This window comes from Kitasatospora indigofera (assembly GCF_014655955.1).
Taxonomy (GTDB): domain Bacteria; phylum Actinomycetota; class Actinomycetes; order Streptomycetales; family Streptomycetaceae; genus Kitasatospora; species Kitasatospora indigofera.
This window is the reverse complement of sequence record NZ_BNBO01000025.1, coordinates 41560-55049: the sequence shown is the minus strand read 5'-3', so window position 1 is coordinate 55049 and position 13490 is coordinate 41560. Positions and strand designations below refer to the sequence as shown.

The 13490-nt window shown below is 75.8% G+C and carries 11 protein-coding genes and 1 pseudogene; 7 read left to right on the top strand and 5 right to left on the bottom strand.

The window, feature by feature from the left end; genetic code table 11:
* Positions 1-148 precede the first annotated feature (148 nt).
* Entirely contained in the window at positions 149-655 is a 507-nt protein-coding gene (locus IE329_RS21550) for an NUDIX hydrolase (protein WP_190212578.1), read from the top strand.
* A gap of 428 nt (positions 656-1083) precedes the next feature.
* On the opposite strand, the gene IE329_RS21545 is transcribed toward IE329_RS21550, so the two are convergent.
* On the bottom strand, positions 1084-1473 hold the full coding sequence (locus tag IE329_RS21545; protein ID WP_229927642.1) for a PTS-dependent dihydroxyacetone kinase phosphotransferase subunit DhaM: 390 nt from the start codon (positions 1471-1473) through the stop codon (positions 1084-1086).
* A gap of 529 nt (positions 1474-2002) precedes the next feature.
* On the opposite strand from IE329_RS21545, the gene IE329_RS21540 reads away from it, so the two are divergent.
* The 4 genes from IE329_RS21540 (at position 2003) to IE329_RS21530 (ending at position 5170) form a co-directional block, all read left to right on the top strand.
* Positions 2003-2242 carry a DUF397 domain-containing protein gene (locus IE329_RS21540; RefSeq protein WP_190212633.1) on the top strand — a complete coding sequence of 80 codons (240 nt, stop codon included), beginning with the start codon at positions 2003-2005 and terminating at the stop codon, positions 2240-2242.
* Between the two features lie 901 nt (positions 2243-3143).
* Positions 3144-3638, top strand: coding sequence for a hypothetical protein (locus IE329_RS21535; protein WP_190212576.1), 495 nt, complete (start codon positions 3144-3146; stop codon positions 3636-3638).
* Positions 3639-3718: 80 nt separating this feature from the next.
* On the top strand, positions 3719-3802 hold the full coding sequence (locus IE329_RS42055; protein ID WP_373311250.1) for a putative leader peptide: 84 nt from the start codon (positions 3719-3721) through the stop codon (positions 3800-3802).
* Between the two features lie 177 nt (positions 3803-3979).
* Positions 3980-5170: an acyl-CoA dehydrogenase family protein gene (locus tag IE329_RS21530; RefSeq protein WP_190212575.1), complete on the top strand. Its 1191-nt coding sequence runs from the start codon at positions 3980-3982 to the stop codon at positions 5168-5170.
* A gap of 158 nt (positions 5171-5328) precedes the next feature.
* On the opposite strand, the pseudogene IE329_RS21525 reads toward IE329_RS21530, so the two are convergent.
* Positions 5329-6373: pseudogene (locus IE329_RS21525) on the bottom strand (aminoglycoside phosphotransferase family protein); the annotation flags it as partial.
* Between the two features lie 635 nt (positions 6374-7008).
* Between IE329_RS21525 and IE329_RS21520 the strand changes: the two are divergent.
* Positions 7009-8490, top strand: a complete 1482-nt coding sequence (locus tag IE329_RS21520; protein ID WP_190212574.1) for a DNA-binding protein NsdB — start codon at positions 7009-7011, stop codon at positions 8488-8490.
* 195 nt (positions 8491-8685) lie between these two features.
* On the opposite strand, the gene IE329_RS21515 is transcribed toward IE329_RS21520, so the two are convergent.
* Complete coding sequence (locus tag IE329_RS21515; protein WP_190212573.1) at positions 8686-9048, bottom strand: PAS domain-containing protein; 363 nt, start codon at positions 9046-9048, stop codon at positions 8686-8688.
* A gap of 526 nt (positions 9049-9574) precedes the next feature.
* Here IE329_RS21515 and IE329_RS21510 point away from each other — a divergent pair.
* Positions 9575-11053 (top strand): HEAT repeat domain-containing protein, encoded by a 1479-nt coding sequence (locus IE329_RS21510; protein ID WP_190212572.1) that lies wholly within the window; start codon positions 9575-9577, stop codon positions 11051-11053.
* Positions 11054-11273: 220 nt separating this feature from the next.
* On the opposite strand, the gene IE329_RS21505 is transcribed toward IE329_RS21510, so the two are convergent.
* The gene (locus IE329_RS21505; RefSeq protein ID WP_229927641.1) at positions 11274-12122 is read right to left on the bottom strand and encodes an undecaprenyl-diphosphate phosphatase; all 849 of its coding nucleotides are present in this window, start codon (positions 12120-12122) and stop codon (positions 11274-11276) included.
* A 351-nt stretch (positions 12123-12473) separates the two neighbouring features.
* Positions 12474-13163 carry a class I SAM-dependent methyltransferase gene (locus IE329_RS21500; protein ID WP_190212570.1) on the bottom strand — a complete coding sequence of 230 codons (690 nt, stop codon included), beginning with the start codon at positions 13161-13163 and terminating at the stop codon, positions 12474-12476.
* Between the last annotated feature and the right edge of the window lie 327 nt (positions 13164-13490).

Here is a 13490-nt window from a genome sequence, read left to right as displayed (position 1 = left end):
CGTCCGGCCGACGGGTGGCCCAGGCCGGTGGAACGGAGGGCCGGGCATGACGGCAGGTCAACCCGGCGCCGCCCGAGCACCCGGCCCGGCCCCTGCCCTCGAAGCGGCGCCGGGCCCTCGTGCGCCGGCCCGGGCGTAGGGTTCGGGCATGGCTATTCCTCAGTTTCTGGCGGACCTCCGCTCGGTGGTGGGCACCCGGCTGCTCTGGCTGAACGGCGTCGCGGCCGCGATCGTCGACGACGACGGGCGGATCCTGCTCGGTCAGCGCGCGGACGACGGCCGGTGGTCGATGATCGGGGGCATCCTCGACCCGGGCGAGCAGCCCGCCGACGGGCTGGTCCGGGAGGTGTTCGAGGAGGCCGGGGTGGTGGTCGTGCCCGAGGTGCTGGCCTCGGTCACCGTCTCGCCGGTGGTCGAGTACCCCAACGGCGACCACAGCCAGTACCTCGAACTCACCTTCCGCTGCCGGATGGTGGGCGGCGAGGCCCGGGTCAACGACGACGAGTCGCTGGACATCCGCTGGTTCGAGCCGGACGCCCTGCCCGAACTGGAGCCGCGGATCCTCAACCGGCTCCGGCACGCCCTGGACTGCAAGGGCGAGACGGCCTTCGTCCTGGACGGTGCCCCGGAGGTACTGGCGGGCCGGCTGGACTGACCCGCAGGGCCGTCGGGCGCGGCGAAGCGTCCGGCGGCCCGATCCCGCCCGCGGTCGGTGCCGCACGGTGAAGAACCGCGGTGGCGCCCCGAGCCCGGTGCCGTGGTGGCGCGGTCCGACCCGGCGGGGCCTGGGCCGGGTCGGTGCGGGTGGAGCCGGCTCTGCCGGTGACGACGACGCGCATGGCTGAGGAACCCCCCTCGACCGCCGGAGTCCGGCGGGGAGCCGGTCTCTGCAGCCGATAGTAGCCGCGCGGTCACCCTTGGTGGGGTGGTTCGCCGAGAACGACGGCTCATCGCCCCTGAGCGCCGGGGCCCGGCCCGGCCCCGCCGCGCCCGGCGCCGATCCCGTCCGCGGGCCGGACGTGACACCCGGCCGGACGTGACGGGCCCTCGCGAGCCGTCCGGGCCGGTCCGGGCCCGCCCGGGTCAGTCCTTGCGCTGCCGGTAGGCCTCCTCGGCCGCGTCGAGCACCGCCGAGAGGTCCCCGCCCGCCGTGGCGGTCGCCACCGCGGCGACCGCCCCCTCCACGAAGGGCGCGTCCGCGAACCGAACGGGGAAGGGCAGACCGTGCTCGTCCGCCGCCGCGAGCAGGGCGCGGACGGTGCCCACCGCGCCGCCCAGGTCGGCGAGCACCACCACCCCGTGGCCCTGGTCGACCCGCCGGGTGGCCGCGGCGACCAGCACCGCGCTGATCCCGGGGCCGTCCGCGAGGCCGCCGCCGGTGGTCGCCACCGGGGCCGGGTCGGCGGGCCCGGCCAGGGACCGTGCCAGCGCACCGGCCGCGGCGGCCAACTCCTCGCTGTGCGAGACCAGCACGACCCCGACCCTGCCGTGCGCCGGGGGGCGGCCGCCCGAGGGCTTGGGGAGTTTGGCGGGCGAGGACGGCGCGCGGGGGGCCGGGGTGTGGGCCGAGGGCGCGTCGGAAATGGGGATGACGTCGGCGCGGGTGCCGTCCCGGCGGCTCATCGGCTGCTCCTGGGGAAACGGGTGAGCGGGCTGGCGTGCGAGGGCGGGGAGCCGGGGCAGGTCCTGCCGGCCCCGGTCCGGTCTCACTCTGTCAGTCGGCCGGGCCGCGCGGGCTGAACCGGGCCCGTGTGTTCGCCTCGCCGAGGCACCCTGACGGCCCGTCGGCGCTCGTCCCCCCGGCCGCCGCACGGCTGCCGGCCGGCCGCGACCGGCGCCGGACGCCTAGCACAGTCGGTGCGCCGCCGTGGCCGGGTCGGGCCTGCGGCCCCCCGGCGGGGGCGTCCTGACCGGGAACCGCGTCCGGGCCGGGTGGTCTGGCTACGCTGGCCTCCGGACGACGTCGGGAGGAGACGCAGTGACAGCCAACAGCGGTACCAGCGTGGACACGGCCGGTTCGACGGAGGTCTTCGCGCAGGGGCAGAAGCCCCGGCCGGACCTGGCGGGGGCCGTCTGGCAGTCCAGCAGCCAGGGGGTCGGCGACGTGCAGATCGCCTTCGTGGACGGGTACATCGCGATGCGGGACGGCCGCCGGCCGGACGGGCCGGTGCTGGTCTTCACCCCGGGGGAGTGGCGGGCCTTCGTGCTCGGCGCCCGCGACGGCGAGTTCGACCTGACCTGAGGCCCCGCCCCCCACCTGGGCCCCGGCCGCTCGAAGGCCGGGGCTCCGCGGCGCGAGGGGTCCCGGGAGGCGCCAGGGGCCCAGGCCGGCCGGGTGGCGCGAACCGCCGGAGCGGCCGGTTCCGGAAGGGCCGTCGCCCGCCGGCTGCCCCGGAACGGACCGCTCCGGTCCGGCCGTCCCGCTCGGCGCGGCGCGCGAACACGTCGCAAAATCTCCCAAAACTGGCGGAGAACGGCGCCGGAACGGGGCCGTGACCGAGCTGCGGCCCGGTTGATGCCGACACGTCATATTTTCCGTTGACTGTTCGACAAAGTCGATTCAGAGTGAGAGCAGGCAGACGCCGTGCCCACCGCCCCCACGCGGCCAGACACGGCGCCTGCTGTGCTCCCCGGCGGCGACGCCGGGCTCCTCCCGATGAATCCCCATCACACCAAGGTGCGTCGGCCGGTCCCGACCCCGCTAAGGGTCGGCAGTCGCTGGGAGGATGGAACCGGACATCCGAGAGCTACTCGGAAGTACGGCTCCGGTTTGCCCGGGGCCCGCACGCCCCCACGCGGCGGAGTCCCGGGCAGATCCGCGAGTGCGACGGGCCTGGGCCCCGCGAACCTGGTTCGTGTGTTGTTCGAGCTGTTGGCTTGTGAGTGCAGCTGGTGTGTGCGGCGACCGGCGAAGCTGGATGCTCTGCTGTTCGGCACGACGGTGTGCACAGTGAGGGATACGCGTGTGGGGTCGCGTGGCGACATGCCGCCCCCCGGAGGATGGAACCCAGAACGGCTGTCGTGCTGAACCGAACGTAGCCCGGACGGTTGCTCAGAGTCAACATTGGTCTCTGAGCGTGGATCTCCACATGCTGTCCGACCCACCTCGTGAACGTGGTGTGCCGGGCACGTACGATGTTGCCATGTCTTTTCTCCGCCGTCGCTCCGGCCAGCCCGCAGGCCCGGACTTCGACGTGCTCGCGATGGATCCGGGCGACTGGCCCGGTGATTTCGGCGCCGCCATGATGGCCGGCCCCGACGGCTCCTGCCAGGGGATCTTCCTTCGCTACGACCTGTTCGGCGGCCGGGGCCCCGCAATGTTCATCGGGAATTTGCCGGAGAACTCGCCGGCCCGCGACACCGGGGACAGCGTGCCCTTCGAGGTCCGCCAGTTGCTCGCGGCCCTGGAGAACAACGAGCCGGTGGATTTCGTCTCGGCCGAGGACTTCCCGGTGATGCTCGGGGACGACCTGCTGATCGTGAAGAAGGTCAAGGTCAGCGAGGAGCGGGTGTTCTGCTCGCAGTTCGGGCGCAGCGACGGCGTGCAGGTCACCATCGCCTCCTGGGACCGGCCGATTTCGGACGATCTCTACCAGTTGCTCAAGCCGCTGCCCGCCGACATGTTCCAGCAGGGCTGACCGCGCGGGACGCCTCCGCGCCGGCCGGTGGGCCGGGGTGTGCTTGACGGTTTCGATCATCGCTTCGTACAGTCGCGAACATGTCGTGCCGTCCCCTGCTGCTGACCCGTCGCAGGCATCTCGACCTGCGGCGAACCGCCAGCGCGGCGTGTCCGGGCAGATGAGGGGGATTCGTCCCCCGTCGGCGGCTCAAGACCGGCTGGAATCGACCAGTCGGCCCTGACCTTCCGGGGATCCTCGTGCCGAGGCCGTCCCGGGCCGCCGCATCCGGTTCCCGCACGCGCGTAGAGCGTGCCGCCCGCATTCTGCCGAGCCACGCTGCCGCCCGGAGGCACCCCATCATGACCACCACGACCGCCGACCAGTCACCCGCCGACGGGCCCTCCCCGGTGGCCGAGGCCTTCGCCCGGCTGCCCCGGGTCGTCGACCTGCTGGCCGCCCGGGCCGAGGAGCACGACCGGGACGCGACCTTCCCCTACCAGGGCATCGAGGCGGTTCACGAGGCCGGGCTGCTCACCCTGACGGTCGGCCGGCGGTTCGGCGGCCCCGGCGGAAGCTTGGCCGAAATCGTCCGGGTGCTGGCCCAACTCGGGCGTGGCGACGCCTCGGTGGCGGTGGTCACCGCGTTCACCCTGCTCCAGCACGCCGAACAGGCCCGCAGCGGAGGCTGGCCGGCGGCCGGCTACCGGCGGCTGCTGACCGAATCCCGTCGCGGCCCGGCGCTGGTGAACACCCTGAGAGCGGAGCCCGGGCACCCGGCCGGGCTGCCGGCGACCGTCGCCCGGCGGGACGGCGACGGCTGGCTGATCACCGGCCGCAAGACCTACTGCACCGGCGCCGAGGCGCTCGCCTGGATGGCCGTGACGGCCCGCACCGACGAGCCGGTGCCCCGGATCGGCACCTTCCTGGTCCGCGGCGACAGCGCCGGCATCGAGGTGGACCCGACCTGGGACCAGCTCGGCCTACGGGCCAGCGCCAGCCACGACGTCCTGCTGGACGGCGTCCGGGTGCCCACCGACCTCGCGCTCGGCCTCGGCGGCCGGGAGAATCCGGCCGCCGGCGCCGAGGCGGCCCTCACCCGGGCCTGGCACGACCTGGCGCTCGCGGCGGTGTACCTGGGAGTGGCGCGCGCCGCCCAGGACTGGCTGGTGCGGTTCCTCAACCAGCGCACTCCGGCCAATCTCACCGAGCCGCTGGCCGCGCTGCCGCGCTACCGCGCGGCGCTGGGCGAGATAGAGGCGCTGCTGATCGGCGCGGAGGAGCTGGTGGGCGGCCTCGCCCCGCGCGTCGACCTCGCCGAGCCGGACGCCGTGGCCCGGACCGGGCCGGCCCAGCTGCTGGCCTCCCGCGCGGCGATCTCGGCGGTCCAGCAGGCCGTCTCGCTCACCGGCAACCCGGGTCTGAGCCGGCGTCACCCGCTGGAGCGCTACCTGCGCGACGTGCTCAGCGGGCGGGTGCACTTCGCCCCCGACGAGGCGGTGCTCGACGCTGCCGGCCGGTCCGCCCTGGACCGCGGCCCGGCCCGGGCCTGAGCACGGCCGGCCGGGCGGCGGGCGGCCCGACGAGGGCCCGCCCGGTGCGGACCGGCCCGGCGGCCGCCACGGCGACGGCCTGCCCGGTGCTCCGCCCGTCGCTCCGGCCCGCGGGTACGGGTCCGCCGGTGTCCGGCGCTTGGCCGGTCCGCCCGCGGTCAGCGGGTCCCCACCGCGGCGCGGACGGCCCGGCGGGCCAGCGCGGCGTCGTCGTACAGCCGGCGGATCATGATCCGCTGCTCCTCGCCGGCGCCCGGCACGTCGTAGAGCCTGATCTCCCGCATCAGCACCAGCACCAGGTTGACCAGGAACGCGTCCCGGGCGAGGGTCCCGCCGGACTGCGCGAGCTGGCTGATCTGACGCCGCGCCGCGGTGTCCCCGGACAGCACGCTCCACAGCACCGCGAGGTCGTAGCCGGGCAGGTACCAGCCGGCCTGCTCCCAGTCGACCAGCACCGGGCCGGACGGCGCCAGCAGCATGTTGCTGAGCAGCGCGTCGCCGTGGCAGAGCTGCAGCGGGGTGTGGCTGAGACCGTGCAGCAGCCCGCGGAGGTCCCCGGCGTCCCGGTCGGTCAGCTGGCCGACGGAGTGGAAGCGGGCGATCTCCATCTGGTAGTCCAGCGGCGTGTGGAAGACGTCGGTCGGCGGCCGCCACAGGTTGAGGGTGCGGACCGCGCCGAGGATCGCCCGGATCTCGCCCGGCGTGGGCGCGTTGACCGGGTGCCGCTCGCGGGCCGCGGGCCGGCCCGGCACCCGCTCCACGACCAGCACGCACCGGTCGTGGTCGGCGGCCACCAGCCGCGGCAGCCGGACCGGCGGGCGGTGCCGGACGAACGCCCGGTAGACCGCGACCTCGTGGTGGAAGTCCGCCACCAGCTGGTCGAACTGGTCACCCCGGACGGCCTGCGGGGCCAGGCACTTGGCCACCACCGGAGCGCGTCCGATGGTGCCCGCCACCAGGATGTGGCGGCTGCCCTCGCGCAGGACCTGCCGCGGGGTGAACGCGGGACATATCCGCGCGATGTTGGCCAGCGCGGCCCGGACCGCCGGGGTCTGCAGGGCGGCCGGGTCGATCCGCTCGGCGACCAGGGGCTGGACCGGCCGGCCGCGCAGCATCCGCTCGCCCGGCCGGACGGGGGCCTGCCGCGGGACCCCGCCGTTCAGGGCGGAGTCGGGGGCGCGCAGGCCCAGAGCCGTCCGGCCGGCCTGCCCCCGGGCGTCCGTGGAGCGGCCGTCGGTGCCGCGGGCGGCCGCGGGGCGGCTCTGCGGCACCGGCTTCGGGCCGGGACGGGTGCCGGCCGCGGTGGGGGGACGCAGCGCGGGGCGGGTGGCGGTCGGGGCGGGCGAGGTCGCTGAGGAGTACATGAGGGGTGGGTGATCCCTTCCTTGCCGTCGGCGGGCTGGCCCCCGCTCTCGCGGGGGAGGGCTGGCGGTGCGCTTCCTGGTGCGTCGCCTGCCCCGCTCGGTGCGGTCGTCTGGAGCGCGGGCGCCGGGCACGGACGGAGGGCCTGGACCCTTCCGGACGGCCGCCGGGGGTCCGTCCGCGTCCTGGGGAAACGTGGTCGGTCCGACTGCCGCTGCCGTGCCCGGCGCCCCCGCGCCACCCGGCCGCGCCACCCCCTCGGGAGAGGTCCCGGGGGCGCCGCCGGAGTGGTCGGGGGAGCGCCCCTGGCCTGCCGGCGGCGCCCCCGACCCCGAGGGCGGGGTGGCGCACCTCTACATCACACCGAGATGCCACTGGCACACCATGTGGCGGACCCTGGCGAAGCCTGGCGAATGCTCGCTTGGCACATGACACCGCACTAGGGTCGAACCAGCCGAGGAACCTGGGGGCTTCACGTGAGCAGGGAACCCAACACACGACTGGCCGACCTCTTCGCCCTGACCGGATGGTCCAAGGGCGAGCTGGCGCGGCTGGTGAACCGGCGGGGTGCGGCGATGGGACAGCAGCAACTGTCCACCGACACCTCGCGGGTGCGCCGCTGGATCGAGCAGGGGGAGATCCCCCGCGATCCGGTGCCGCGGGTGCTGGCAGCCGTGTTCACCGAGCGGCTCGGCCGTGTCGTCACCACTGAGGACCTCGGTCTGGAACGACACCGGCCCTCCAGGTCCACGACAGCGCAGTCGGCAGAACCCTGGGAGCCGGATCGAACGGCCGCGGTCCTTACCGAGTTCACGGGAATGGACCTCATGCTCAACCGACGCGGATTGGTGGGTGCGGGCGCCGCACTCACGGCGGGAGCGGTCGTCGCCGACTCCCTCCAGGGCTGGCTCACGGGGGAGGCGGTCGCGTACGCGGCCGGCCGGCCGGGGCCCAGGCAGGTGGTCACCCAGGCGGGCGCGCGGCCCGTCGTGGACGTGTACGAGTCCGGCCAGGTCGGCTTCGACGAGGTGGAGGCGCTGGAGCGCTCGGTGGAGGTGTTCCGCGCCTGGGACGCCTCGCGCGGCGGCGGCCTGCAGCGCAAGGCCGTGGTCGGCCAGCTGAACGAGGTCGGCGGGCTGCTGACGCACCGCCACGCCCCGGCGCTGGACCGCCGGCTGTGGATCGTCGCGGCCAACCTCGCGGTGCTGGCGGGCTGGATGTCGCACGACGTCGGCCTGGAGCCGACCGCGCAGAAGTACTTCGTGATCGCCGCCCAGGCGGCCAAGGAGGCGGAGGACCGCCCCCGGGCCGGCGAGGCCATCTCCCGGGCCGCCCGGCAGATGATGCACCTCGGCCGGGCCGACGACGCGCTCGACCTGATGCAGGCCGCCAACGCCAGCGGCGGCGGCGAGACGCTGCCCAGGACGCAGGCGATGCTGCACACCGTGGAGGCCTGGGCGCAGGCCGCGCTGGGCCGCTCGCAGGCGACCCGGCGGGTGCTGGGCGAGGCCGAGGACCTCTTCGTCCGGGACAACGGCGAGGCCCTGCCGTCCTGGATGCAGTTGTTCAACGAGGCCGAGCTGCACGGCATGCAGGCGCTGGTCTACCGGACCCTCGCCGAGCACGACCCGAGCGCGGCGCCGCTGGCCGTCCGGCACGCCAAGCTGGCGATCGACCTGCGCTCGCGCAACGGCCGGGAGCGCTCGGCGCTGCTGGACCGGATCACCCTGGCCTCCGTCCACTGGCTCTCCGGCGAGCCGGACGAGGCCCATGTGCAGGCCAAGATGGCGATGGCCTCGATCGGCCAGACCTCTTCGCACCGCACCTGGGACCGGCTGCGCGAGATGTACCGGCTGACCGGCCGCTACCAGGGCCTGCCGGAGGTGGACGAGCTGCGCGACGAGCTGCGCCAGGAGCTGCGGGTGGCGGACGCGAAGCAGCGGCCCCGGCTGGCCTGAGCGCGGCCGGTCCGCCCCGGCCCGGGGCGGGCGCCCGCGGTGGCCGGATCCCGACGGTCCGATCCCGAAGTCCGATCCCGGCGGGTGGCCCGGGTCGGCCGGTAGTCGCGGCGGGTCTCCCGAGGCCGGTCCGGTCGGCCGGTCAGGTCGCTGCGGTCCGGCCGGTCGCGGGAACGGGCGGTGGCCGCAGGGGCCTCAGACCGCTCGCAGCAGCATCCGCAGCGCCGTGACCTGCCCGTCCTCGTCGACCACCGGTACGCCCGCACAGTGCACGAGCACCCGGTGGCCGTCCGGGCACAGGATCCGGACGGTGCCGGCCGGCGTGCGCCCGTGCACCAGGGCGTCGGTCATCATCCGCCGGAGGGCGGGGCGGTCCTGCTCGGGGAGCCGGGCCGGGAGCTGGTCGAGGCTGAGCGGGCCGAGCCCCGGATCGCGGCCGAGCAGCCGGAAGGCTTCGGGGGACCAGCGGACCTGGTCGGTGAGCAGGTCCCACTCGGCGGCGCCGACGGCGGCGGCCGCCACGGCGGGCCCGGAGGCGGCGGGGGAGGGGAGGCTCATCCGAAGGTCCCACCTGGTCGGTGACGGTGAGGTTGTGAGACGACTGTCGCACAGCGGTACCGGCCCTGTGAGGGATTTGGGCAAATTCGCGGCAATGTCCCTGGCATATGCCGGAGCGGGCGGGCCCCGCAGGCGCCCGACCGCCGTCCGGGCCGGCCGGGCCGCGCGTCGCCGCAGGCGGCCCGGCCCGTACCCGCAGGCAGCGTCGCCCGCGGGCCGTCCGGCCGCGCCCGCCCGGCGGGAGCCGCCCGCCCGGTACCCCCGGGCAGCGGTCCGGCAGGCGCCCGTCGCCGGACGGACCGCCGCCCCGGGCCGCCCCGGGCCGCTCCGCGCCGCCGCCGGGCCGCCGCCGGGCCGCCGCGGGGCAGGGCCGGCCCCGCCGTCCCACGCCCTGTGTGCGCGGGGCCCGTACAAGGGGTAACCTTCGGTGATTCCGGCGCCCGGGCGCCCACCGCAAGACCGACAAATGACCCCCGGCGACGGAAATCCCGTTGCCACTACGACCGCCGCAACGGATGCTGACCTCATGTTCGAGCCAGTGATAGCGCCCAGTGCCAGCCTCCTCGGCCTCCTCCAGCGAGGCCGCGGTGACGGGCAGCTCCATGCGCTGGCGGCCGACCGTACCGAGGCGATCTCCGCCCTGGAGGAGTGCGTCACCAACGACCCCCGCGCCGACTGGCAGGTCGAGAACCGCTCCCTCTACTACGCACGCCTCTACATGGAGCTCGAAGCGCCGCTCGACGGCATCGAGGACCACCTGCACGCCCCGGACGACCTGCTCGACCACGAGGACAACCGCACCGGCCTGGCCCTCTCCGTGCTCGGCCACCTCGCCGCCTACGGGCGCCGGGACGCCCTGCTGATGCTGCGCGAGTACGCCGCGACCGGCACCAACTGGGCCTGGGCCCTGGACGAGCTCGCGATGCGCGACGACGACCTGGGCCTGCTGGTCCTCGGCCCGGCGATCCTCGACCGCTTCCCCGAGGGCCCCGAGGGCGACGCCGACCTGCGGGCCGCCGTCCGCGGCGCGTACGAGCCCCGGCCCTGGCGGCTGTGGGCCGCGCACCACCCCAGAATCGCCACCGCGAGCGAGCAGTCGCCCTTCGACCTGTGGCAGCGCCAGCTGAACCGCGGCGGGGTCACGCCCGGCTGGAGCGTGGCCGGCGTGCTCGCCTGGGCCGACGAGGGTGATCCGTTCGACGGCGCCGCCGCCTTCCACCGCTACGACCCCTCCGAGCCCTCCGAGCCGGACGCCGGCGCCCGCCGGGCCGCCGCGGCCGCCCGCTGCCTCAGCGCGGTGGTCCGCCCCGAGGACCGCGACACGCTGCTGGAAGCCGCCCGCTCCGGGCTGCCCGGCGCCCGCCGGGCCGCCCTGCGCCACCTGGTGGACGTGCGGGACCAGGCGGTCCCCGCACTGATCGAGGCCGCCGCCGCGGACGTCGACGAGCGCGTCGTGCGGGCCGCGCTGGAGGTCCTCGGCCGGATGCGCGGCCCGGAGGCACTGGCCCACGCCCGCCGCTGGGCCGACCCGGCCACCGGCGGCGCCGACAGCGCCCTCGGCGAGGCCGCCGTCCAGCTGCTGGCGGACGCCGGCGAACCGGCCGACGGCCCGGTCGTGGTCGATGCGCTGCGCCGCTGGATCTCCGTCCGCGGGGTGTCCGGCGTCGGGCTCGGCACGCTGGTCGACGGCGCGGGGCGGCTGGCCGCCGCCGCTGCCGTCCCGGCCCTGCGCCACGTCTACGGCGAGGCCGCCTCCTCCGAGCTGCGCGGTCGCGCGGCCCGGGCGCTGGCCGCCACCGACCGGCACTTCCCCGAGGGCCCGGCGGTCGAATGCCTCTGGGACTGCGAGGAGGCCACCCGCGAGCTGGCCGCCCGCCACGTCGCCACCACCGGGGACGCCCGGGTGCTGGAGCGGCTGCGCCGCCTCGCCGCCGACCCGGCCGAGGAGGCCGAGGTCCACGCCGCCGTCCGGGGCCGGCTGACCGCCCGCGAGCGCGGCCGCTAGCACCGCCGCGCCCGGCGCCCGCCGCGTCCGGTCCTCGGCGCCCGGCCGTACGGCGACGCGCCCCACCGGGGATCCGCGCCCTGGCGGGGTCCGCTCCGGTCGGGCCGTCGTCGCACACCGGCAGGAACGGCACCCGTACCGACGCCGTCGGCCCCGATCGTCTCGACGATCGGGGCCGACGGCGTCCGGCGGGCGTTCCGGGTCTGTTGCGGGAGCGCGACTACTTCGCCACGACCACGCCGGCGTCGGGTTCGAGCACGCCGAAGGTGACCAGGCCGATGATCAGGACGCCGAGCAGGATCCGGTACACCACGAACGGCGTGAAGCTGTGCGAGGAGATGTACTTCAGGAACCAGGCGACCGCCGCGTAGCCGACCACGAAGGCGATCAGGGTGGCCAGCAGGGTCGGGCCCCAGGCGGGCGCCGGGCCCTCACCGATCTTGAAGACCTCCAGCACGCCGGAGGCCAGCACCGCCGGGATGGCGAGCAGGAAGGAGTACCGGGCCGCGGCCTCCCGGCTGTAGCCGAGCAGCAGGCCCGCGCTGATGGTGCCGCCGGAGCGGGAGACCCCGGGGATCAGGGCGAGCGCCTGGGCGAAGCCGTAGCCGATCGCGTGCGGCAGCGTCAGGTCGCTGATCGGCCTGGCGTGCCGGACGGCCCGGGTGCGGTCGGCGACGGCCAGGATGACGCCGAAGAGGATCAGCGTGGTGCCGATCACCCGGAGGTCGCGCAGCGAGTTCTCGATGGTGTGCTGGAAGGTCGCGCCGAGGATGCCGATCGGCAGCGTGCCGATGATCACGAACCAGCCCATCCGCGCGTCCTGGTGCGAGCGCAGTGCGGGCCGGAACAGGGAGAGCGTCCAGGTCTTCACGATCGAGGCGATGTCGCGGCGGAAGTAGATCAGCACGGCGGACTCGGTGCCGAGCTGGGTCACCGCGGTGAACGCCGCTCCGGGGTCGTCCCAGCCCAGCAGGGCGGAGAAGACCCGCAGGTGGGCGCTGGAGGAGACCGGCAGGAACTCGGTCAGCCCCTGGATCAGGCCGAGCACGGCCCCGTGGAACCAGTCGATCACCGGCTACCCGCCCGGGGTATCAGTCGGTCGATGCGCATGAGCGGTCCGTTTCGTCGTGCTGAGAGGCGGGCGGGGGGCGTACCGGCGGACGGCGGCGCGTACGTGGTGCGTCTCCGCGCATGCCGGGGCCGGACCTGCCGCCCGGCGCAGGCGCCGCGCGCAGCCCGGCGCGGCCCGATAGTACGCGGTGAAGGTGTCGGGAGATCCTTCGCCCCCGGGGCGGCCCCGCCGTCCCCCCGGCGCCGCACGACCTGCGGCCGGCCGCCGGGCGGCGGCAGCCCCTCCACCCGGCCGGCCGGCCCCGGACGACCGGCCCGGTCGACCGGCGCCGACGGTCGGTCCGGCCGCTCAGCCCAGCGGCACCGCCCGGGCCCAGGTCCCGTCCGCCGTCAGGTAGCTGTCCACCCTGAGCCCGCACTCGGCGAGCGCCCGCTCGAAGGCCTCGGGCGTGAGCGGCCGGGAGAGGAAGGTCTGGGTCCACCGCGCGTCGGGGAAGACGTACTCGACGTGGACGGAGTTCACCCCGGGGCCGGCCGGCTCCGCGGACACCACCCGGGAGAGCCCGTCGCCGATCCTGCGCTCGCGGGGCAGCCCGCTGTGCCAGCCGGCGCCCTCGCGCTGGATCAGGACGGCACCGCCCGGGGCGACGTGGCGCAGGCAGCACCGCAGCAGGCCACGGCGGACCTCGGGATCGCCCGCGTGCACCAGGAAGGACCCGAGCAGCACCACGTCGAACCGCTCACCCAGGTCCAGCGCTTCGATCGGGCTGCGCACCGTCCGGGCGCCGCGGATCCGCGCCAGCATCTCGGCCGACTCGTCAACGGCGGTGACCGCGAAGCCGCGGCCGACCAGCGGGTGCGTCACCCGGCCCGCCCCGCAGCCCAGCTCCAGGATGCTCGCCCCGGCCGGCGCGGCCCGGGCGATCACCTCCGGCTCGTCCCCGACGGGCAGCCGCTCCCACACCTCCACCGCACAGCCGTCCGGCGTGATCGCCCCGGGGCCGGTCCCCCGATAGCCCTTGCGTCGCTCTTCGCTCATGGCCCCATCGGAGCACGGCGGCCGGCCGACGGGAAGTGCCCGGAGGGGTGCCGGGAAGGCGTGAGGATGCTTTCCGGTCGTACCCGGACGGCCGGTGCCGCCCGCGATGCTGACGGTATGTCAACCTGCGCGCTGTCGTAGGAGAGCTGGTTCAGGCCGATCGCCGTCCGCTGCGGCACGGGCCCGGCGCGGCCGGGGGCGGAGATCGACGGCGGGCGCTCGGGCCGGACGGGGTGGGCCTTACTGGCCGGGACGCCGCTGTCCTCGATCGGGGCGGCCGGGCCCGACGCGGGCGAATGACGATGCGGGAATACCCCCTGGGGGTAT